This is a genomic window from Pseudomonas sp. 18058 (genome assembly GCF_902706155.1).
Lineage (GTDB): Bacteria > Pseudomonadota > Gammaproteobacteria > Pseudomonadales > Pseudomonadaceae > Aquipseudomonas > Aquipseudomonas rustica.
Map to the genome: position 1 here is coordinate 17,674 of NZ_CACSJY010000055.1, position 21,064 is coordinate 38,737.

Consider the following 21,064-nt stretch of genomic DNA (forward strand, 5'->3'; position numbering starts at 1 on the left):
CATGATCAAAGATCGCAGCCTCGTTTCACTCGACAGCTCCTACAGGGGTTGTGTTTGCAGATGTACTGCGGTCATTCTGCGGTTCAAGTCGCAAACAAAACCCCGCGAATCTCCCCAGCCCTCGGCGCCACAACCCCCTCCAGCACCAACCGCGTAATCGTTTCCGCCGCCCGTTCGTAATCCTCATCCAGCGGCTCTTCGCGTTCCATGATCCGGCCCATCTGCCAGCCGATGTTGGTGTAGGTGCGCGTCGCCGACCAGATGAACAGCATCAAATGCTCCGGATCCACCGGTGCCAGCAAACCGCGCTCGATCCAGCTGCGCAGACACTCCACATTCCGCCGCGCTTCAGCGTGCAGCAGATCGCGGCACTCATCAGGCAACTGCCGCCCGCCGAGCAACAACTCTCCACTGAAAACCTTGGCTATCGCCGGATGCTCGCGGGCGATGCGAATCCGCGCAGCGACGTAAGCGCGCAAACCCACCAGCGGATCATCGCTTTCACGCAGCACCGCCGACGCCTCCAGCAACGGTTCGACAAACCCCAGCAAGACTTTCGAGTAGAGGTTTTCCTTGGTCTGGAAGTAGTAATACAGGTTCGCCTTGGGCACGCCGGCGCGGGCGGCGATGTCGCGAGTCTGGGTGGCGTCGAAGCCGTTGGCGGCGAATTCTTCACTGGCAGCGTTGAGGATCAACTGCTCGTTGCGTACGCGGATGGCGCTCATGGAAAAACAGTCTGAATAAACAACATGGAAAGATTCTGGCGATTTCGGTTTCGCAATATACAAAACTATATAGCGGTGAAGCCAGCTTACTCGACAGACAGCGCTATGCTGCTTCGATCATTGAATAAACGAGGAAGGGATCATGACGATTAAGGCTTTGCGCGCCGATACCGCACAGCTGGAGGCGGTGGCGCAGTTATTCGACGCTTATCGGGGTTTCTACGAGCAACCGTCGAATCTGGCACAGTCGCGCGCCTTCATCGCCGAACGCATGGCGGCGGGTGAGTCAGCGATTTTTTTGGCGCAGGATGAGCACGGTGAGGCGCTGGGATTTGTGCAGTTGTACCCGACGTTTTCCTCCATCGACGCCCACCGCACGTGGCTGCTCAGCGACCTGTTCACCACGCCGGCCGCCCGGGGTCGCGGCGTTGGCCGACTGCTGATGAACACCGCCCGCGCGTTTGCGCTGGAAACCGGCGCGAAGGGGTTGGTGCTGGAAACCGCCACCGACAACTACACCGCGCAGGGTTTGTACGAGTCGTTGGGGTATGTGCGCGATACGGGTTACTACACCTATATGCTCGACTTGCGTGAAAGTTGAGAAATTATTTCTGAAAAATCCCGAATTGAGGCTTTCCCCGAGCAACAGGTCTCTCTAGAATCCGCTCGGCCTTCTTGATGGAGGCTCATTGCCATCATTTGGCGGTGTTTACTTAGGGACGGATATCATGCAATTCGGGAAAATTCTGGCCTTGGGCCTGGTGCTCACACTGGGCGGTTGTGCCAGTTTCACCAAAGACGAAGTGGCGCCGGTGAAACTGCCATCGATGGCCAACTACGCCAACAAGCCAAACGTCTACGTGGATTTCGACTTCTATCAGGGCGAGCCGAAAAGCGCTTCCGCCGTTGAAGTGCCGCAGGCGCGCGATCACCTCAAGCCGCAGTTGCAGAAAATCCTCAGCGATTCCGGTCTGTTCGGTCGTGTCACGCTGGACGAGTTCCAGAAGCAGCCGGGCGATTACAATCTGCGTTTGAAGGTGTACAACCATCCGCCTAACGGTGGGCAAATGGTGCTGGCGTTCATCAGCGGCTTCAGCATGACCATCATTCCGGCTTACGCTACCGATCAGTACAGCATGAGCCTGGAAAATCTCGATCCGCAAGGTCAACCCCTGACCGCCGCGAGCAACCACGATGCGATTGGCACCTGGTTGGGGATCTGGTTCATCCCGTTGATGGCGAATACGCCGGCAGACGCGATGAGTGACACGTTCACCCGTCAGGTCAACGCGCTGCTCAAGCAGATGGTCGAAAGCAACAGCCTGAAATACTCCGCACTCGAAACCCGCATTCCACGGGCGTGAGGCGAAAAAAAAAGAGCCGCGATTGCGGCTCTTTTTTTGTCTGTTACTTCAGCGCTTGAATGAACTGTGGATCGCTGTACAGATCCTTCAGCAGATCACGCAACATCGGGTTGTAAGCATTGACCGCGTTCGGGATCGCGATGAAACCAAAGAAGCTGCTGCTCCATTGGCTGCTGACAGCCTTGGTCGCGTCGTAGACCACGTCATTGCCGTTAAGCAGCGTGAAGCGCGCGGCCAGTTTGCCGTTACCCGTGCCCATGCCGGCGGACATTTCGTTTTTTACCACCAATACTTTCAACTGACGCTGGGCTTGCGGATCAAGCAGACCGGCCTTGCGCAGCTCTTCAGTGATGGCATCCTGGATGTGTGCCGGGATGCTGCCCGACGGCGAGCGAATCGGGTTGGCGCGTACCGACAACGAACCCTCACCGGATTCGGCGGTTACCTGAGGATTGCTGATCGCATGCAGCGGCGGCGTTTGCTTGAGCTTCTGCACGTTCTCGTAGCTCGGCTCGTAGCGGGTCATGGTCATGCCACAACCTTGTAGCAACAACGCCAACAGCGGGATCAACAACAGCGACTTCTTCACGGCAGTTCCTTGCGTGGGAATGTAGGGATGCGGATTATGGGCAGAGTGCCATCATCGAGCAACCGTGTTCGTTGCTGCTGCGAGCAATCGTTCGATCTGCGCCAATTCCCAAGTACTGAGCAAACTCACCGGATCAGTGCCATAACGCTGCCAGCCGTCGAGCGCGCCTTCGCGCCCATCGGTATCGCGCGCGTATTCACAGTGATGCAACCGGCCGCCGTCAAAATCCAGCAGCAAGCGCCAGCCTTCGATATCGACGGCAACCAGCCCGGACGCGGAGGGCGCCTCGCATACTTTAAAAACGAGCACATCAAGCGCCGCGTCACGCAAACGCTGACAAACTTCGCGAGCGGTTAAAAATGCAGACATGTTCGAACTCGATGAAGACTTAGCACGCCAGCATAAAGCGCAGGTCGATAACTGTCAGCGATCACTGGCCGCTGCGGGGACAATTCCGTAACATCCGCAACCCACTTTTCCCCGAACACCTGCGGTCACCGACGTTGGCCGCTCAGTCAGGTAAGCCATGAAACCGATTCGTCTGCGCGCCGATGTCCTGGCCGGACTCACCACCTCGTTTGCCCTGTTGCCCGAATGCATCGCCTTCGCGCTGGTGGCACACCTCAATCCGCTGATGGGCCTGTACGGTGCTTTCATCATCTGCACGCTGACCGCTTTGTTCGGCGGTCGGCCGGGCATGGTCTCCGGGGCGGCGGGTTCGATGGCGGTGGTGATTGTTGCGCTGGTGGTGCAGCACGGCGTGCAATACCTGCTGGCGACCGTGCTGCTCGGCGGTTTGATCATGATGGCGTTCGGTTTGCTGCGCTTGGGCAAACTGGTGCGGATGGTGCCGCACCCGGTGATGCTCGGCTTCGTTAACGGTCTGGCGATCATCATTGCCCTGGCGCAACTGGAGCATTTCAAGAACGGTGAGGAATGGCTCAGCGGCACGCCGTTGTACCTGATGGCAGGGCTGGTGGCGCTGACCATGGCGATCGTTTACATCCTGCCGCGCCTGACCAAAGCGGTGCCGCCGGCGCTGGTAGCGATTCTTGGCGTCGGCCTGCTGGTCTATCTGTTCGGCCTGCCGACCCGCACCCTCGGCGACATGGCGCACATCGCCGGTGGTCTGCCGACTTTCGCCTTGCCGGACATCCCGTGGACTTTCGAAACCCTGCGCATCATCGCCCCCTACGCGATTCTGATGGCGCTGGTCGGGCTGCTGGAAACACTGCTGACGCTGAACCTCACCGACGAAATCACTGAAACCCGTGGCTACCCGGATCGTGAATGCGTGGCGCTGGGCGCGGCGAACATGGTCTCGGGCGCGTTTGGCGGCATGGGCGGTTGCGCGATGATCGGCCAGACCGTGATCAACCTCAGCTCCGGCGGACGCGGACGGTTGTCCGGCGTGGTCGCGGGCGTGCTGATTTTGTTGTTCATTCTGTTTCTGTCGCCGCTGATCGAGCGGATTCCGCTGGCGGCGCTGGTCGGCGTGATGTTCGTGGTCTCGCAGCAGACCTTCGCCTGGGCTTCGTTGCGCGTCATCAACAAAGTCCCGCTCAACGATGTGCTGGTGATCATCGCCGTGACCACCATCACCGTGTTCACCGATCTGGCCACCGCTGTGCTGTGCGGCATCATCATCGCTGCGCTGAATTTCGCCTGGCAGCAGGCGCGCGAGTTGTACGCCGATGAGCATTTGGAAGCGGATGGCAGCAAACTCTATCGCCTGCACGGCACGCTGTTTTTCGCCTCGACCACGCCGTTCCTCAACCAGTTCGACCCGGCGACCGATCCGCAAAAGGTCACCCTCGACTGCCGACATCTGAGCTTTGTCGATTACTCGGCAATTGCCGCGCTGAAAACCTTGCGTGAGCGTTACGCCAAAGCGGGTAAGGATCTGCAGGTGTTCCACTTGTCCGAGCGCTGCAAAAAACTGCTCAAGCGCGCCGGCGTCGATCATGACTGACACACGGCGCTACACGACTTTGTGATGAATGTGGACTTGTGGCGAGGGGATTTATCCCCGATGGATTGCGAAGCGATCCCTCTTTTAACTAGAAAACAGGGGCCTGCTGCGCAGTCCAACGGGGCGGTGCGACGTTTCGCTAAATCCCCTCGCCACGAGGGTTACACGGGGCTTCTAATCAGGCGTCGATGGTCGGGAAGTCGATCTCGGTCAGCGCCACGTTGTTCAGGTAGTTGGTCAGGGTCTGCACCGCCACCACGGCAATCACTTCGATGATCTTGCTGTCATCAATCCCCGCAGCGCGAGCGGCGGCAATCTGCTCGTCACTCAAGTGGCCACGGCTTTCCGTCAATTGATAGGCGAGGGCGGCGTAGGCGTTCAGTTCACCTTGGCGCGCCGCGACAATGTCCTCGGCCGACAACCCGGCCTTGCTGCCGAAAAAGGTGTGCGCCGCCAGGCAGTAATCGCAGCCGTTAACCTGCGAGGTCGCCAGATACACCGCTTCTTTTTCCTTGGCGCTGAGCGACGATTTGCCCAGTGTCGCCGATGCCTGCACGTAGGTGTCGAGCGCGACCGGTGCCTTGGCCAGTGTGGCGAACAGGTTCGGCAGGAAACCGATTTTCTTCTTCACACCTTCCAGCACGGCGCGGGTGGCGTCGGTGGCGGTTTCGAGGCTGATGGCGTTGATGCGGCTCATGGTGATTCTCCGAAAGTCCGGCGCGAACTGCGTCGGCGATGGAATGAATGTTAGTGAGCGCAACTGGTGCTTTGGCGGCAAATCGTCGACGATATGCGGCAGATCGTCCAGATTCGCCCGCAGGAGTCGCCCAATGGATCGCCTTTCTACTTTGCTCAGCCACTTCGGTGTGAATGCCGGCACCTTTCACAGCGGCGCGTTTTGCGGCATCAGCGTGCATGAAGGCGAGCCGTGCGGGCATGTGCATCTGTTGCAGGCGGGCGAGTTGCTGCTCAGGCCGGGTAACGAACGCGAGCTCAGGCTGAGTGAACCCTCGCTGATTTTCTTTCCGCGACCGTTTCCCCATCGAATGTCTGCCGACGAGTCCATGGACACCCGCGTGGTCTGCGCCACGCTGACGTTCGACGGCGGATCGGGCAATGCACTCGCCACCGCGTTGCCGGATTATCTGGTGCTGAAACTCAGCGACATTCCCGAACTCGGCAGCACGCTGGAGTGGTTGTTCAAGGAAGCCTTCGAAGGACACTGCGGGCGGGTTGCGGTGATGGATCGGCTGTTTGAACTGCTGGTGATTCTGCTGTTGCGCCACCTCATCAGCAGTCGCGATCAACAACCGGGGATGATGGCCGGGCTGGCCGATCCGCGTTTGTCGCGGGCCTTGATCCAGATGCACGAGCAGCCGCATAAACCGTGGAGCGTGGCCGAGCTGGCCAGCGTCGCCAACCTGTCGCGCGCCAGTTTTGCCGAGCAGTTTCGCCGCGTGGTCGGGCAGACGCCGGCTGATTATCTGCTGAGCTGGCGGGTCAGCCTGGCGCAGAAACGTTTGCGCGAGGGCAAGCCAATTGCGCTGATCGCTGCAGAGGTCGGTTACGAAAGCCCTTCGGCGCTGGCTCGCGCGTTTCGCCGCAAGACCGGGCTCAGCCCGCGCGAGTGGAAGGCTGGCGCTTAGGGATTATTTGGCGAACTTCTTCGCCCCGGCGACACACAGAACGACGCCCAACGTCACCGCGAGCATGCCGACGCTGACGTGTTCATGCAGCAACGTCGCCGCCAGCGCCAAACCAAAAAACGGCTGCAACAACTGCAACTGACCCACCGCCGCAATCCCGCCCCGCGCCAGACCGCGATACCAGAACACAAAACCGATCAACATGCTGAACAGCGACACATAGCCCAGACACAGCCATGCCGACAGGCTGATGGTGCTGAACGAGGCGGGCGCCAGCCACAGACTGAGCACGGCCATTGGCGGCAGCGACAGCACCAGCGCCCAGCAAATCACCTGCCAGCCGCCGAGGCTGCGCGACAGTTTCGCCCCTTCGGCGTAGCCCAGACCACAGGCGACGATGGCGGCCAGCATCAGCAAGTCGCCGGTGGGCGAAGCGGTCAGGCCTTGAGAGATCGCAAACCCCACCACCAGCGCACTGCCGAGTACCGAGAAAATCCAGAACACCGGACGCGGCCGTTCACCACCGCGCAACACGCCGAAAATCGCTGTCGCCAGTGGCAGCAATCCTATAAAGACAATCGAATGTGCTGACGTCACGTGTTGCAATGCCAACGCAGTCAGCAGCGGAAATCCGAGCACCACGCCCATCGCCACGATGAACAACGACAGCCACTGATCGCGTGTGGGGCGCCGTTCGCGAAACAGCCACAGCAGTGCCACGGCCAATACCCCAGCGATGGCGGCACGCAATACCGTGAGAAACACCGGATCGAACTCCAGCACCGCCAATCGCGTGGCCGGCAGTGAACCGCTGAAAATCACCACGCCAATAAAGCCGTTGATCCAGCCGCTGCTTTTTTCCAGTGCCGGGTTCGTCAGATTCGAGGTTCGTTCCATGCCAGGTCGCGCTCAAAAGTGGGGTTGCGTCATTTGAATCCTATGGCTGAGAATCAGGACAATCAAAGAATTGTCATGGATACAGTCGACATGCCGCGCTCCCGATACAAGACGCTGGTTGATACTTACGCCGATGACATTCGCTCGGGTCGCCTATCGCCGGGCACGCGCCTGCCGACGCACCGGCAATTGGCGGCGAGCGAAGGGCTGGCGCTGGTCACCGCTTCACGGGTTTATGCCGAACTGGAGGCAATGGGCCTGGTCAGTGGCGAGGCCGGGCGCGGTACCTTTGTGCGTGAAACGTCGTTGTCGCCGGGGCAGGGCATCGATCAGAAGGACGTCGCGGTCGGCATGATCGACCTCAATTTCAACTACCCGTCGTTGCCCGGTCAGGCGGATCTGTTGCGCACGGCGCTGCGGCAGTTGGCATTGTCGGGCGATCTCGAAGCGTTGCTGCGCTATCAGCCGCACGCCGGTCGCGCTCATGAGCGCGCGTCGGTTGCGCAACATCTGCTAAGCCGTGGCGTGCAGGTCGAGGCCGAGCAAGTGCTGATCGTCAACGGTGCGCAGCAAGGGCTGGCGGTGACGCTGATGGCGTTGCTCAAACCGGGTGATGTGATTGCCGCTGACGCGTTGACCTATTCCGGGTTCAAAGTGCTGGCCGAAGCGCTGCATCTGGAAGTGGTGGCGATCCCCACGACCGAACACGGCCCGGATCTGCCTGCGCTGGACAAGCTCTGCCGGCAGCGTGCGGTGCGCGCCGTTTACAGCATGCCGACGTTGCACAATCCGCTGGGTTGGGTAATGCCGATTGATCAACGTGAACAACTGCTGGCGATCGCCCGACGACATGATCTGACAATCCTCGAGGATGCGGCCTACGCCTTTCTGGTGGAAAACCCACCGCGCCCGCTGATTGATCTGGCGCCGGAGCGCACGGTGTACGTGTCCGGACTGTCGAAAAACATCGCCACCGGTTTGCGCGTCGGATTTATCGCCGCGCCCGTGGGGATGGTGCCGGCGCTGGAACGCGTCATTCGCGCCACGACCTGGAACACTCCGGGGGTGATGACCGCGATTGCTTGCGGCTGGCTCGACGATGGCACGGTCATTGAGCTTGAGGAACAGAAGCGCAATGACGCCAAGGCACGGCAAAAATTGGCCGCGGAATTGCTCAAAGGGCTGTCGTGCATCGGCCATCCGTCTTCGTACTTTTTATGGCTGCCGCTGCCGGAAGATGTGCGCGCCGATCAGATCGTCGTGGAACTGCAGCAGCATCAGATCTCCGTCACCACGGCCGAACCGTTTGCCGTGTCCGCCCATGTGCCGCATGCGATCCGGCTGGCGCTGGGCTCGGTGGACATGGCCGTTTTGCGTCAGGCATTGATCACCGTCAGAAAGATCATCGGCGCTTACCTGTAAAAAACTGCCTTGCACAAAATGTTAGGCTTGCCGCAATTGTGTAGCGCCTGTTTTTTGGATCGTTCGATGAAAACCACTGCCTTACTGTCCCTGGCCTTGAGCCTTATCGCCACCTGTTCAACTGCCCAAGCCGCCGGCGACCCTGAAGCGGGGGCAAAAATCTTCCCGCGTTTGTGTGGTGGTTGCCATCAGGTCGGTGAGTCGGCCCGCCCCGGTTTCGGCCCGGAACTCAACGGCATCGTCGGTCGGCCTGCCGGTACTTCGGCCAATTACGTCTATTCCGACGCGATGAAAAACTCCGGCGTGACCTGGGATGCCGACACGTTGAGGGCGTATCTCAAAGACCCGAAAGGCGTGGTGCCAGGCACGCGGATGATTTTCTGGGGCCTGAGCGATGAAGAGAAACTCGACAACCTGCTCGCCTACCTGCAGACGTTCTCGGAACACCTGTAGGAGATGCCGAAGGCTGCGATCTTTTGATCTGGTTTTTTAAGGGCAAGATCAAAAGATCGCAGCCTTCGGCAGCTCCTACGGGGATTGTGGGGTGTCGGTCTGTTTGGTGAACCATTGCATCACCGATGCACACGCCGGATGCGTCGCCGCTGACGGCTGCAAGCACAGCGAATAAATGCCGCCGGTTTTCAGCGGTGGGCCGAACGGCACCACCAACACGCCGCGCTCCAGCGACTCCGCCGCCAGCGTCATGTCAGTGACCGCCACGCCCAACCCCCGCGCCGCCGCATCCAGTGCCAACTCATCAAGGTTGAACGGGATGTGTCGGTAATCCTCCAGCGGTTTTCCATTATTCGCCGCCAGCCATTCGAACCACGCCTGACGATCAGCCGAGCGATGCAGCAAGGCAAAACGCTGCAACTCGTCCACTGATCGCGGTGCGCCCGGCAGATTGGGCGCGCACACCGGCACCAGCGTTTCTGCAAACAGCGTCAGATACGCCGGGTCGCTGGTCGCTTGCGGCAGATACAAAATGTACGCGTCGCTGTCGCTGGCCGGCTCAACCACTTCGGTGGCGACCGTTTCAATCGCCAAGGAAACCTCGGGATGGCTGAGGTAAAAGTCGCTGAGTTTGGGCAGCAGCCAGCGCACCGCCAGTGACACGTGCATGCGGATGCGGAATGGCCGCTCCTGTGGGGCGAGGCGCTCTTCGAGATTTTTCAGTTGTTCGAGAATGCTGCGCGCGCTGGCCAGCACCTGCTCGCCTTCTGCGGTCAGGCGCAGGCTGCGGCTGGTACGGATAAACAGCGCGACATTGAAGTGGCCCTCCAATTGCTGAACTTGCCGACTGACCGCGCTTTGGGTCAGGCACAGCTTCTGCGCCGCCAGGGTGAAGCTGCCGGAATCGGCGACTTCGACCAGTGCCTGCATGGCTTGAAGGGACGGTACGTGGCGAATTTTATCCATGCGATTTCAGAATGGCTCGATGATTTTATAACGTTGGTTGGTCTGACGAAGACCTTATAGATTCTAGCTCTGGCGGCGATCTTCTCAGGGTGTCCATGCGATTCACGCATGCACTTTACACAGAGGCAAGCCGTTGAACGACAGTCTTATGAGGTGATGCATGGAAAACATATGCGGCTGGATCGCGCAGGCTGGCCATTCGCCGGAGCGCGGTCGCCTGAGCGGCGCGCAAAAGGCCGATTGGCTGGTGATTGGCGCCGGCATTACCGGCCTCAGTGCCGCACACACGCTCGCCGACATGCACCCGCAGGCGCGCATCGTCGTGGTCGACCGGAAGCGCGCAGCGCAAGGTGCTTCAGCGCGTAACTCGGGGTTCGTCGTTGCTCATGAACACCCGGCGCACAGTGAATTGATCGGCGCCGCCGGGTTTGCCGGGTTCGAAACCGACACGATGATTTCCCGGGCGGCCAGCGAAGAAGTCCGTCAGCGCATCGGCCAGCACGCGATCGAGTGCGACTTTCGCGACAGCGGTTATTACTTTGCGGTCAATGACGCGGCCAAGCTTGATCATGTCGAGGCCAAACTGGCGACGTTGCGCGCGCTCGGTGCCCGGGCCGAATTTCTGCAGGGCGAACAGTTGGCGCAAAAGCTCGGTACCCGTCACTACGCCGCCGCGATCTGGTGTGGCCATGGCAATGCGCTGCTGCAACCGGCCAAGTATGTGAAAGGTTTGCTCAACGCACTGCCGGGCAACATCACCGTGTATGAGGACACCGACATCGCCAGTGTCGAGCGTCTGAGTCAGGGCGGGCTGCGCGCCAACGCGGCGAACGGCAGCGTTGAAGCGAAGAAAGTGCTGGTGTGCCTGAACGCGTTTATTCCTCGGGTCGGCATCAACGACAGCGGTACCTTCCCGATGGAGCTCAGCGCCAGTCTGACGCGGCCGCTGACCGATCACGAGTTTCAGGCGATTGGCGCGGTCGAGCCGTGGGGCGTGCTCTCGACCCGGCCGCTCGGCGCCACCGTGCGCCTGACCCCGGATCGCCGCGTGATGATCCGCAACACCGCCGAATACCGCACGCGCGACCTGTCCAACGGCGAACTCGCGCAACGTCGCCAGCATCACGTTCTTGGACTACAGCGGCGTTTTCCCTTCCTCGACGAGCGCGACATTCAATTCACCTGGACCGGTCATTTGAGCGCTACCCGCAGCGGTCAGGCGTATTTCGACCGGGTGGAAGAGGGCGTGTACGCCGTGGCGGGCTGCAACGGTTCCGGCGTTGCGCGCGGAACCTTGTGGGGCCGACTGCTGGCAGAACTGGCCTCGGGCGTTGACTCGCCACTGTTGCAATCAGTGATGCAGCGCGCCGAACCCGGCTGGTTGCCGCCGCGTCCTTTCTTCGACATCGGTGCCATGCTTCGCATGCGCGTGGAGGCGGTCAGGGCCAGAACAGAAATCTGAAAATCCGCGTACCGCAGAAGAACAAAAGCCACTTCCTTTCAGGTGATAGAACATGCGCATCAATACGCTCACCCTGGCGATCGCCCTCGCTGCAACGTCGGCGGCCGCTTGTGCCGACGAAACCGTCAATATTTCCAACTGGAACAGCTACATCGCCCCGGACACGCTGGCCAATTTCACCCAGACCAGCGGCATCAAGACCACTTACGACATCCACGACAGCAACGAAGTGCTGGAGTCGAAGTTGATGACCGGCAACACCGGTTATGACGTGGTCAGCCCGTCGAACCACTTTCTCTCGCGACTGATCAAGGCCGGGGCGATCCAGAAACTCGACAAGTCGCAACTGCCGAACTGGAAAAACCTCGACCCGGTGTTGATGAAGAAACTCGAAGTCAACGATCCAGGTAATCAGTACGGCTACCCGTACATGTGGGGTACGGCTGGCATCGGCTACAACGTCGAAAAAATCAAAGCGATCTTCGGTAACACCGACATCACCCGCTCGTGGAAGATGTTTTTCGACGAAGAGAACATCAAGAAACTGAGCAAGTGCGGTGTGGCGATCATCGACAACCCGACACAGGTGCTGCCAATCACCCTCAACTACCTCGGCTTGCCGCCGCACAGCCACGAAGCGGCCGACTACAAACAAGCCGAGCAGGCCTTGCTGAAAATCCGCCCGTACATTCAGTATTTCCACGCCTCGAAATACATCAGCGACCTGGCCAACGGCAACGTCTGCGCGGTGATCGGTTTCAACGGTGACATTGTTCAAGCGGCGGCGAGCGCCAAGGAAGCCAAAAACGGCATCGACATCGCCTATTCGATACCGACCGAAGGCACGACGTTGTGGTTCGACATGATGGTCATGCCGAAAAGCGCGCCGCATGAAAAGAACGGCTACGCCTACATGAACTACCTGCTCGAACCGAAGGTAATTGCCAACATCAGCAACAGCATCCATTACGCCAATCCGAATGCGGCGGCCAATGAGTTTCTCAATCAGGACGTGATCGGCGATCCGGCGATTTATCCGCCAAAAGAAGTGATGGACAAATTGTTCACCGTCGAAGAACTGCCGGCAGCGATTGCGCGGCTGACGACGCGGTTGTGGACGAAGTTGAAGACCAATACCTGACCCCCCGCGACAACGGTGACACTGGTGGGACGGGCGATTTTGAGTTATTGCTGACAGCGCGGCATGTCGCCGAAACCAAGGAGCTTTCCATGAAATCTTTGTTGCTGGCAGCACCTTTGTTGCTCATCGCATCAGTGGCCCACGCTGGCATCCCGATGCTCAATGCCACTTGCCCGGGCAAGATCGAAGTTCACGCCGATGAGGGCGGGCCGATCTATATCAATGGCAAGGAAGCCAAGCTGAAGAAATTCAACGACAACTATTTCGAGGCCAAAGGCGCGGGCGTGACCATTTCGCTGAGCATCAATCCCGATGGTTCACCGGGGGTGTCGTACACCGGGAAGAACAAGGCCAACGGGATCTGCGAAGTGAAGCAGGGCTGATCAGGCGATCTGATTGCGCCCGGCGGCTTTTGCCCGGTACAGCTGTTGGTCAGCGCGTTTGATCAGCAGGGTCTGGCTGTTGTCAGCCGGATCCGCCAGGCCGATGCCGATGCTGACGGTCATGTTGCCGACATGAGGGAAATGCGCGTTGGCGATGGCTGTGCGGATTTTCTCGGCGACCACTTCAGGGGTATCCGGTTGCGCGACTTCCGGCAACAACACCGCAAACTCTTCACCACCGTAGCGCGCCACGAAATCGGTGCTGCGGGTGCTCTCGCGAATCAGTTGCGCCAGTTGCACCAGCACGTCATCGCCGATGGCGTGCCCGTAGGTGTCGTTGATCCGTTTGAAATGATCGGCGTCGATCAGCAGCAAGGCAAACGGGCGGCCGGTACGGCGGAACAGCAGGTTGTACTCGGTAAGCTTTTCGTCGAAGCGACGACGGTTGAAAACGCCGGTCAGGGAATCGTGGGTCGCCAGACTGAGCAGTTCGGCGTTGGCTTGGGTGAGGGCCGCCGTGCGTTGCGCGACGGTGGCTTCCAGTGAGGCATTGGCCTCCTGCAACTGACGTTCTTTGCCGAGCAGTGATTGCGTCATCGCATCGATCGACTGGCCGAGTTGGGCAATTTCCTGCACTGGATGTTGCAGCGGGAAGTGTGCGCCGGGCTGATTGTTCTGTACGCGTTTGGCCGAGCGAGCGAGTTGTTCAATCGGGCGGCTGAGGTACAGCGCCAGGTAGTACGCCACCAAGCCACAACCGATTGCCGCGAACACGCCCAACAGCAACAGTTTGTAGAGCAGCAGGCGAGCCGGTTGCAGGGCAGTGTCCAGCGGTTGGCGCACAGCAATCGACCACGACAATGCAGTGCTCGACGGTGTCGGCACGGTCACGCGGCTGGTCAGATAACCATCGCCGACCGTCCAGCCCGGCGAGTTCGGATCGTTGGCCGCGACCTGTTGGCCCATCAACGCCTCCGGGTACAGCACTTTACCGTCATGATCGATGATCAGCGCTTCGAGATCCGGCGCCGAATCCTTGTGCGACACCGCCGCCGATTCGACAATCCGCGTCACCCAGCTCCAGTGTGCGTGAGCCCCCAGCACACCAATCACTTGGCCCTCGGCGTTGTGAATCGGCGCGGCGAAGTCAATGAAGCGCAACGGTTCGCCATTCGGCAATCCCGGCAGCAATTTGGCGAGTAACACGGCTTCGTGCGGATCACCGGTGTACTCATTGCGCAGACCAGCCTGGAACCACGGCCGTTGTTGCACCGATTGACCGACCAGCAAACCGTTTACGGCCTGATGCACGAGACCGTCGGCATCGGCCACGCCCATCCACGCGTATTCGGCACGGGCCTGGGTGCGCAACTGCATCGACTTGAGAATCGCCGGGTTGTCCAGATCGCCGCGCTCCAGATGCGGCGCTCGACTGAGCAAATAAACCTCAAGTTGCCGCTCGCGCAACTGTTCGCCGAGCAATGCCGCCGCCGAGCGCGCGGTGCTCAGCAGCGCATTGCCACTGGCCTGTTTCATCTGCTCGGTGGCGATATGACCGACGTAGAAACCCACGCTCAGCAGCGTCAGCAGGGATAAACCGGCAAACCAAAGAGTGAGATGGCTACGCAGACTGGCTTTGAGCATGGGCGAGCGGATTCTGTTTTGAAGTTGTGGCCGGATGGTATGCGCAATGATCGACCGACCGCCAGTCGTCACTTGCGCCAGGATTTGTCAGACCCGTCGCTGACCCTTGTAGGAGCTGCCGCAGGTTGCGATCTTTTGACTTTATTACCTCGCCGACCGCACACACAATTCACCGGTGCCCCGCATCAACGCCAACTCATGCAGCGCATCCTGCGCCAACCCCTTGCGCGCCTCCGCCAGCCAGCTCGAACAATTCGGATCCCGACGGTAACGCGCGAAATCAGCGTACTGCTGCAACAATCGGCTCTGCAGCTCATCCAGTCGCGGCCGAATCTGCTTGCCCAGATCCGGGCGTGCAGTGTCCGGCGCCACACCCGCTGCTTGCCATTGTGCGAGCAAACCGTACTGCACCAGTTTATTGGCCTCCATTTGCGCAGCAATCAATTGCGCCACGTCTTCAGGATCGAGTTCGCGCTCGGCGGCCAGCGAGCGCGCATTGGCAATCACCTGTGCTTCACGCGGGCTGTCCTGAATCGGCTTGCCGCTGTCCCACTTGGTCAGCGCTACCAGATCGCCGATGTTCAGGCGCTCGTTCAACGTCATCAACAACGGCTTCAAGGCTTCGGGAGCAGCGCTGGGCGTGGCGGCGCAAGCGCTGCCGGCGAGGAGAACGAGGAGGGCGCTGGTCAGCAGATTTGTAACGTGCGGCATGAGCAAAATCTCAATCACGAACAATGGGTGGAGTGTTGTTTACCACAGACTCCAGCATCGCTTCAGGGCGAAATTAAACACGAAGCTTAAATGTTAATTGCGCCCCGCCGACAACTCATCGAAGCTATCCTCCTTAAGCCTTCCTGCCGTCGAGATGGACCTCCTGCCCCATGCAAACCCCAGCCGTCACCAAACCCCTCTGGCAAACGTATTTGTTGTTCCTCGCCCCGATGGTGTTGTCGAATTTTCTGCAGTCGATGTCGGGCACGGTGAACAGCATTTACATCGGCCAGATGCTCGGCACTCAGGCGCTGGCGGCGGTGTCGGGGATGTTTCCGATCATCTTCTTCTTTATCGCGCTGGTCATCGGCCTTGGCGCGGGCGCGGGCGTGTTGATCGGTCAGGCGTGGGGCGCGCGCGAGCCGCATATGGTTAAAGCCATCGCCGGCGCAACGTTGTTGCTGGGTGTGCTGATTGGTTTGATCGCGGCGGTGCTCGGCAGTGTGTTCGCGCGGCAGGCGTTGACCGGATTGGGCACGCCGGCGGATGTGCTGGACGATGCGGTGGCCTACGCGCACGTGATGATGTGGATTCTGCCGTCGATGCTGGTGTTTGTGCTATTCACGCAATTGCTGCGCGGGGTGAGTGACACGTTGTCGCCGCTGCTGGCGCTGATCGTCTCGACCAGTGTAGGCCTGGCGCTGACTCCGGCGTTGATTCGCGGCTGGTTTGGTCTGCCGCAACTGGGCATTCAAAGTGCGGCGTACGCGGGCCTCGCCGGTAACCTCGCGGCGATGGCGTGGTTGGCGTGGCGCTTGATCCGCAAGGGCCATCCGCTGGCGCCGGATCGAGAGTTTTTTGCAGCGCTGCGGCTCAACGGTGCAATCCTCGGCAAGGTGCTGCGCATCGGCCTGCCGACCGGCGTGCAGATGATTGTTCTGTCGTTGTCGGAACTGGTGATTCTGGCGCTGGTGAATCAGCACGGTTCGCAGGCAACGGCGGCGTATGGCGCGGTGACGCAGATCGTTAACTACGTGCAGTTTCCGGCGTTATCGATTGCCATCACTGCGTCGATTCTGGGCGCACAGGCGATTGGTGCCGGGCGTCTGGAGCGCATGGCGCCGATTCTGCGCACGGGTTTGCTGATCAACGTGTGCCTGACCGGTGGGCTGATTGTGCTGGGTTACCTGCTGTCGCACTGGTTGCTTGGCTTGTTCCTGACCGAAGACTCAACCCGGGCGATGGCCGAGCATCTGCTGCACATCATGCTCTGGAGCCTGTTGGTGTTCGGCTTCCAGGCGATCATCGGCGGGATCATGCGCGCCAGCGGCACGGTGCTGGTGCCGGTGATCATCGCGATTATTTGCGTAGTAGGGGTGCAGTTGCCGGCGGCGTACTGGCTTGATGGCCAGTACGGTTTGCAGGGTGTGTGGATGGCGTTTCCGGTGGCGTATCTGGGGATGCTGGTGTTGCAGACCCTGTATTACAAATTGGTGTGGAAGCATCAGAAGATCGAGCGGATGGTTTGAACTTCAAACCCTGATCCCGAAGTGGCGTAACCGTCGGTTGTTTGCTTTAGTCAATCGAGGCCCTCGACGGTAAGCGCTGCCCGGAGAATCCCATGTCGATCCGATTGCTGCTCGCTGCCGCGCTTTGCCTGTGCGCCGTGCCGATTGCCCAGGCGGTCGAATACAACCGGGTCAACACGACCGCCAGTCAGATCAGCTTCACCTATAACCAGATGGGCTCGCGGATGTACGGCACGTTCGGCAAGTTCGAGGCGACGCTGAGCTTCGATTCCGACAATCTCGCCAATGCCCACACCACGCTGCACATCGACCTCACCAGCATCGATGCCGGCAGCGAAGACGCCAATACCGAACTGGTGAAACCGGCGTGGTTCGACACGGAAAAATTCCCCGTCGCGGTATTCGAATCGAGCCATTTCACGCAAGTGGCCGAAAACCGCTACCTGATCGCCGGCCAGCTCACCCTCAAAGGCATCACCCGCGACGTGCAGGTGCCGGTTGAATTGAAGCCGGAGAACGCCATCGGCATTTTTGACGGTGAGCTGCTGCTCAAGCGCGACGAGTTTGGGCTCGGCGCGGGGGAGTGGGCGGACACGGTGGTGTCGAAGGACATCGCGATCAAAATCAAAGTGGTGGCGCCGCAGCAGTAATACCCCGATTTTCCCAATGTAGGAGCTGCCGAAGGCTGCGATCTTTTGATCCTGTTTTTAAAAGACAAGATCAAAAGATCGCAGCCTTCGGCAGCTCCTACAGGGGTTGGCGCAGGGACAAGGTATGATGTCGCGGTTTTCTGCCGGAGTTCAGCTGCCATGCCTCGCATCACCCACTACAAATCCCCATGCCCCGAGGGCGTCAACAGCCAGATTCTGCAAATGGTCGTCGACTACCTGACCGACATCAGCGCGGTTGGCCTGGGCCCGAGCAACCTGTTGTACAACGTGTATCAGTACGCGGTGGGCTACGAGGTGCATTTGTATCTGGAAGCGTTGAATGGCGAGAAGGGCACCGAAGTCGAGTTGCTGGTGGCGACCGCCGATGAAGATCCGGAACAGGTGATCGGTTTCCTTTTGTACCTGCCGGTGCAGGGCGACTGGGAAGCGTGCAGCGTCGCCTACATGGCGGTGCGCGAAGGGCATCGGCGTCAAGGCGTGGCGCGGGCGATGATCCGCGAAATGCTCGGCCGTTATCCGCATGCGGAGCTGGGCTGCACCGTCGGCAAAGTCCCGTATTTCGAAGCGCTGGGCTTTGAGGTGATCGGCTCGCGTGAAACTCAAGTGCTGATGAGCACCCGGCATTACCGCAGCAACGGCTTGCGCGGTTTCATCGACACCACGCCGATTTACCGCTCACTGGAAGTGCAGCAGATTCACACGTATCTGCTACAGAAAAACAGCAAGCGCGCGATGCTCGATGCCGAGAAGCAGCGCGATCGCCATCTGGATCAAACCACTCGCCACACGGAAGAATTTGTCCGTCAGCGACTGACCCTGCACTAGAGCCTGACAGTGGCGCGTTCGACCATTGCGATGATGGTTGCGAACAACTCGTTGATCGCGTCCTCGGCGCTGATTTCACCGTTGGCGGCAGCGTGCGACAGCGCTTCGGCGGCGCCGAGCATTGCACGCAAAGCGGCTGCGGTAATCAGTCCACGATTAGCGTAGGGCGCCAGGTCGCGGCGGCACTTTTCGAGGAAGATCGCCTCGTACTCCCGCTTGATCTTCTCCAGTTCCGGGGTGCTCGCCAACGCGGCGATGATCCCCGGAATTTCCGTTCCCTGAAACATCACACAATCGACATACGCCTTGGCAATCACTGAGGCGGTGCCGACGAGTGTCGGCTCGCATTCGGCGATCGCGGCGTCCATCACCACGGTCTGGCGTGCATCGAAATCGCGGTACAGCGCCGCGAGTAATCCTGCGCGGGTGAGGAAATGGTCGTATACCACGGGTTTGGTCACGCCGGCCTTTTCGGCGAGATAGCCGAGGGTCAGCGCATCGGTGCCCTCGGCGCGGATGATCTGCCAGGCGACATCAAGCAACTGGCGCAGGCGATCCTCACGGGAAAGGCGTTTGCGCGGTTGCGCGGGGGAATTCTGTTTGGTCAGTTGATCAGTTGACATGGTTTATATACCAAAGGTAACTTAGGCTTCGTAACTTACCAAGAGTATATAAGCCTTGGTCAGCCTCACCAACCGGAGAATTGCCATGCACGCATTGATTGTTGTTGCTCATCACGATCCGCGCTCACTGACCCACAGCGTTGCCACACAAATTGCTGCCGGCCTGACCGAAGCCGATCCGGCCAACACCTTCGAGATCGCCGATCTCTACGCTGAAGGCTTCGAACCGCGTTTCGGCGCTGCGGATTTTGCCGTGCATCATCGCGAGGCCTCGCCGCCGGAGGATGTGCTGGCGGAACAGGCACGCATTGATCGCGCCGATGCGTTGGTGCTGGTTTACCCGGTTTACTGGTGGTCGATGCCGGCGCTGCTCAAGGGCTGGATTGATCGGGTGTTCAGCAATGGCTGGGCGTTCGATTTCGCGGGTGACTTGAAGCATGTGAAGTTGCTGCAGCGTTTGCGCGTGCACCTTGTACAACTCGCCGGGGCGGACGAACGCACCTATGAACGCCACGGTTACGGTGCGGCGATGAAGGCGCAGATTGAACACGGGATTTTCGATTACAGCGGGGCGACGGTGCTGAGCTCGACGTTGCTGCCGGAGTCAGAATTGCGCGAGCCGCAGGTGCAACTGCAAATAGCCCGCGAACTCGGTTATCAGATGTTCACATAACCCTGTAGGAGCTGCCGAAGGCTGCGATCTGTTGATCTTGAAAAAACAACATCAAAAGATCGCAGCCTTCGGCAGCTCCTACAGGGATTTGTGGGGTTATCGCGAGCCAGGCCAGCCTGCCTTTTCGAGGGCGGCGAGCAAGGTTTGTGCATCCAGCCCCTGAACCGAATGGCCATTGCCTTCGGTGCTTTCGCTGGCCAGCAAGGCGTTGATGATCGCTTCCTCAACCGCTTCGGTGGCCGCCAAAAACAGCTCACTGATGTGATCGTTATTGACCATCCGCAAGCCGTCACACGTCGCCGCGCCTTTGCCTTCATAAGCCGCCGGCGGCACGTGATCGTTACCTGTGGCGAATGCGATAAAGATGTCGCCACTGTGATCCTCATTGCCGCCACCGGTGCGCGCCAGACCGAGGCTCGCCCGTTGCGCCAGACGCGTGCATTGATGCGGCAATAACGGCGCATCGGTGGCAAGACAAACCACGATCGAGCCCATGCCCGGATGCGGCAGCGCGGCGCGCAAAAACGGTGAATCTTTCTGTTCCATAAAGCGCCCGACCGGGTAACCGTCGACTCGCAATTCGTTGCGAATGCCGTGGTTGGCCTGGACGATCGCGCCCACTGTCCAGCCGCCCTGCGTAGCGCTCAATCGCCGCGACGAAGTGCCGATGCCGCCCTTGAATTCATGGCAGATCATGCCGCTGCCACCGCCGACCGCGCCTTCCACAACCGGGCCGTCGACCGCGTTGTGCAGGGCTTCGGCGACATGTTCAGGCTTGACGTGGAAGCCGTTGATGTCATTGAGCAACCCGTCGTAAGTCTCCAGCACCACCGGCATGTTCCAGTAGAGACGGCCATCGTCCGGTTGCTGCTGACGATCCAGCACAATCAGCGCATCGCGCACCACGCCGAGGCTGTGGGTATTGGTGAAGGCGATCGGACTGGTCAACAAGCCCGCCTCGCGAATCCACTCAAGACCGCTGGCGTCACCGTTGCCATTGAGCACATGCACGCCAGCGAAACACGGTTGCTGGTTGGTCGAACCCTGACGCGGTTCGATCAGGGTGACGCCAGTGAAAATGTCACGACCGGCCGTGCTTTTACCGCGCACGTTGCTGTGGCCGACACGCACACCGGGCACGTCGGTCATCGCATTGAGCGGGCCGGGCTGCATCTGGCCAATGCCTGGCTCTTATACACATCTCCGAGCCCACGAGACGTAGAGGAATCTCGTATGCCGTCTTCTGCTTGAAAAAAAAAAAGCAACTGCCGTTCACTTACACCGCTGCTCAACCCGGTACGCACCAGAAAAGCATTGATATGGCCAGGACTGGCGTTGGATGCCGGGCAACAGCCCGCATTCTGGGCG

General features: G+C 59.8%; 23 protein-coding genes and 1 pseudogene. 14 read left to right on the plus strand and 10 right to left on the minus strand.

Features of this window, described 5'->3' with window-relative positions; translation table 11 throughout:
* Window positions 1-83: 83 nt before the first annotated feature.
* Entirely contained in the window at window positions 84-725 is a 642-nt protein-coding gene (locus GVL50_RS23285; RefSeq protein ID WP_053121557.1) for a TetR/AcrR family transcriptional regulator, read from the minus strand.
* Window positions 726-867: 142 nt separating this feature from the next.
* On the opposite strand from GVL50_RS23285, the gene GVL50_RS23290 reads away from it, so the two are divergent.
* Together GVL50_RS23290 and GVL50_RS23295 are read left to right on the plus strand one after the other, a co-directional pair.
* Window positions 868-1,326, plus strand: coding sequence for a GNAT family N-acetyltransferase (locus GVL50_RS23290; protein WP_159815206.1), 459 nt, complete (start codon window positions 868-870; stop codon window positions 1,324-1,326).
* 127 nt (window positions 1,327-1,453) lie between these two features.
* Entirely contained in the window at window positions 1,454-2,089 is a 636-nt protein-coding gene (locus GVL50_RS23295; RefSeq protein WP_159815207.1) for a hypothetical protein, read from the plus strand.
* A 43-nt stretch (window positions 2,090-2,132) separates the two neighbouring features.
* Here the strand turns inward: GVL50_RS23295 and GVL50_RS23300 are convergent, their stop codons facing one another.
* Window positions 2,133-2,678 carry a hypothetical protein gene (locus tag GVL50_RS23300; RefSeq protein ID WP_159815208.1) on the minus strand — a complete coding sequence of 182 codons (546 nt, stop codon included), beginning with the start codon at window positions 2,676-2,678 and terminating at the stop codon, window positions 2,133-2,135.
* Window positions 2,679-2,729: 51 nt separating this feature from the next.
* The gene (locus tag GVL50_RS23305; RefSeq protein ID WP_159815209.1) at window positions 2,730-3,047 is read right to left on the minus strand and encodes a hypothetical protein; all 318 of its coding nucleotides are present in this window, start codon (window positions 3,045-3,047) and stop codon (window positions 2,730-2,732) included.
* Window positions 3,048-3,204: 157 nt separating this feature from the next.
* On the opposite strand from GVL50_RS23305, the gene GVL50_RS23310 reads away from it, so the two are divergent.
* Window positions 3,205-4,650: a SulP family inorganic anion transporter gene (locus GVL50_RS23310; protein ID WP_159815210.1), complete on the plus strand. Its 1,446-nt coding sequence runs from the start codon at window positions 3,205-3,207 to the stop codon at window positions 4,648-4,650.
* Window positions 4,651-4,828: 178 nt separating this feature from the next.
* On the opposite strand, the gene GVL50_RS23315 is transcribed toward GVL50_RS23310, so the two are convergent.
* On the minus strand, window positions 4,829-5,347 hold the full coding sequence (locus tag GVL50_RS23315) for a carboxymuconolactone decarboxylase family protein (RefSeq protein ID WP_159815211.1): 519 nt from the start codon (window positions 5,345-5,347) through the stop codon (window positions 4,829-4,831).
* 133 nt (window positions 5,348-5,480) lie between these two features.
* Here GVL50_RS23315 and GVL50_RS23320 point away from each other — a divergent pair, with 133 nt between their 5' ends.
* The gene (locus GVL50_RS23320) at window positions 5,481-6,296 is read left to right on the plus strand and encodes an AraC family transcriptional regulator (protein WP_159815212.1); all 816 of its coding nucleotides are present in this window, start codon (window positions 5,481-5,483) and stop codon (window positions 6,294-6,296) included.
* 3 nt (window positions 6,297-6,299) lie between these two features.
* Here GVL50_RS23320 and GVL50_RS23325 read toward each other — a convergent pair whose 3' ends face one another.
* Window positions 6,300-7,193: a DMT family transporter gene (locus GVL50_RS23325; RefSeq protein ID WP_159815213.1), complete on the minus strand. Its 894-nt coding sequence runs from the start codon at window positions 7,191-7,193 to the stop codon at window positions 6,300-6,302.
* A gap of 90 nt (window positions 7,194-7,283) precedes the next feature.
* On the opposite strand from GVL50_RS23325, the gene GVL50_RS23330 reads away from it, so the two are divergent.
* Both GVL50_RS23330 and GVL50_RS23335 read left to right on the plus strand, forming a co-directional pair.
* A complete protein-coding gene (locus GVL50_RS23330; protein ID WP_159815214.1) occupies window positions 7,284-8,615 on the plus strand; it encodes a PLP-dependent aminotransferase family protein in 1,332 nt (443 codons plus the stop codon).
* A 66-nt stretch (window positions 8,616-8,681) separates the two neighbouring features.
* On the plus strand, window positions 8,682-9,068 hold the full coding sequence (locus tag GVL50_RS23335; protein WP_159815215.1) for a cytochrome c family protein: 387 nt from the start codon (window positions 8,682-8,684) through the stop codon (window positions 9,066-9,068).
* A gap of 75 nt (window positions 9,069-9,143) precedes the next feature.
* On the opposite strand, the gene GVL50_RS23340 is transcribed toward GVL50_RS23335, so the two are convergent.
* Window positions 9,144-10,034: a LysR family transcriptional regulator gene (locus GVL50_RS23340; RefSeq protein ID WP_159815216.1), complete on the minus strand. Its 891-nt coding sequence runs from the start codon at window positions 10,032-10,034 to the stop codon at window positions 9,144-9,146.
* 160 nt (window positions 10,035-10,194) lie between these two features.
* On the opposite strand from GVL50_RS23340, the gene GVL50_RS23345 reads away from it, so the two are divergent.
* From GVL50_RS23345 to GVL50_RS23355, 3 genes are all read left to right on the plus strand, one after another.
* Window positions 10,195-11,496 carry an FAD-binding oxidoreductase gene (locus GVL50_RS23345; RefSeq protein WP_159815217.1) on the plus strand — a complete coding sequence of 434 codons (1,302 nt, stop codon included), beginning with the start codon at window positions 10,195-10,197 and terminating at the stop codon, window positions 11,494-11,496.
* A gap of 52 nt (window positions 11,497-11,548) precedes the next feature.
* Window positions 11,549-12,637 (plus strand): polyamine ABC transporter substrate-binding protein, encoded by a 1,089-nt coding sequence (locus tag GVL50_RS23350; protein ID WP_159815218.1) that lies wholly within the window; start codon window positions 11,549-11,551, stop codon window positions 12,635-12,637.
* An 89-nt stretch (window positions 12,638-12,726) separates the two neighbouring features.
* On the plus strand, window positions 12,727-13,020 hold the full coding sequence (locus tag GVL50_RS23355) for a hypothetical protein (RefSeq protein WP_159815219.1): 294 nt from the start codon (window positions 12,727-12,729) through the stop codon (window positions 13,018-13,020).
* Here GVL50_RS23355 and GVL50_RS23360 read toward each other — a convergent pair whose 3' ends face one another.
* Entirely contained in the window at window positions 13,021-14,664 is a 1,644-nt protein-coding gene (locus GVL50_RS23360) for a diguanylate cyclase (protein ID WP_159815220.1), read from the minus strand.
* A 144-nt stretch (window positions 14,665-14,808) separates the two neighbouring features.
* Window positions 14,809-15,375 carry a chorismate mutase gene (locus GVL50_RS23365; RefSeq protein WP_159815221.1) on the minus strand — a complete coding sequence of 189 codons (567 nt, stop codon included), beginning with the start codon at window positions 15,373-15,375 and terminating at the stop codon, window positions 14,809-14,811.
* 170 nt (window positions 15,376-15,545) lie between these two features.
* On the opposite strand from GVL50_RS23365, the gene GVL50_RS23370 reads away from it, so the two are divergent.
* The 3 genes from GVL50_RS23370 (at window position 15,546) to GVL50_RS23380 (ending at window position 18,400) form a co-directional block, all read left to right on the plus strand.
* Window positions 15,546-16,904, plus strand: coding sequence for an MATE family efflux transporter (locus GVL50_RS23370; RefSeq protein ID WP_053121529.1), 1,359 nt, complete (start codon window positions 15,546-15,548; stop codon window positions 16,902-16,904).
* A 92-nt stretch (window positions 16,905-16,996) separates the two neighbouring features.
* Window positions 16,997-17,554: a YceI family protein gene (locus GVL50_RS23375; RefSeq protein WP_159815222.1), complete on the plus strand. Its 558-nt coding sequence runs from the start codon at window positions 16,997-16,999 to the stop codon at window positions 17,552-17,554.
* A gap of 159 nt (window positions 17,555-17,713) precedes the next feature.
* Window positions 17,714-18,400, plus strand: a complete 687-nt coding sequence (locus GVL50_RS23380; RefSeq protein ID WP_159815223.1) for a GNAT family N-acetyltransferase — start codon at window positions 17,714-17,716, stop codon at window positions 18,398-18,400.
* On the opposite strand, the gene GVL50_RS23385 is transcribed toward GVL50_RS23380, so the two are convergent.
* A complete protein-coding gene (locus tag GVL50_RS23385) occupies window positions 18,397-19,023 on the minus strand; it encodes a TetR/AcrR family transcriptional regulator (RefSeq protein ID WP_159815224.1) in 627 nt (208 codons plus the stop codon). The two genes, GVL50_RS23380 and GVL50_RS23385, sit on opposite strands and share 4 nt — an antisense overlap.
* A gap of 85 nt (window positions 19,024-19,108) precedes the next feature.
* Here GVL50_RS23385 and GVL50_RS23390 point away from each other — a divergent pair, with 85 nt between their 5' ends.
* Entirely contained in the window at window positions 19,109-19,696 is a 588-nt protein-coding gene (locus tag GVL50_RS23390) for an NAD(P)H-dependent oxidoreductase (RefSeq protein ID WP_159815225.1), read from the plus strand.
* A 96-nt stretch (window positions 19,697-19,792) separates the two neighbouring features.
* Here GVL50_RS23390 and GVL50_RS23395 read toward each other — a convergent pair whose 3' ends face one another.
* The gene (locus GVL50_RS23395) at window positions 19,793-20,869 is read right to left on the minus strand and encodes a P1 family peptidase (protein WP_159815226.1); all 1,077 of its coding nucleotides are present in this window, start codon (window positions 20,867-20,869) and stop codon (window positions 19,793-19,795) included.
* A gap of 77 nt (window positions 20,870-20,946) precedes the next feature.
* Between GVL50_RS23395 and GVL50_RS23400 the strand changes: the two are divergent.
* Window positions 20,947-21,064 (plus strand): annotated as a pseudogene (locus tag GVL50_RS23400) (IS1-like element transposase); the annotation flags it as partial.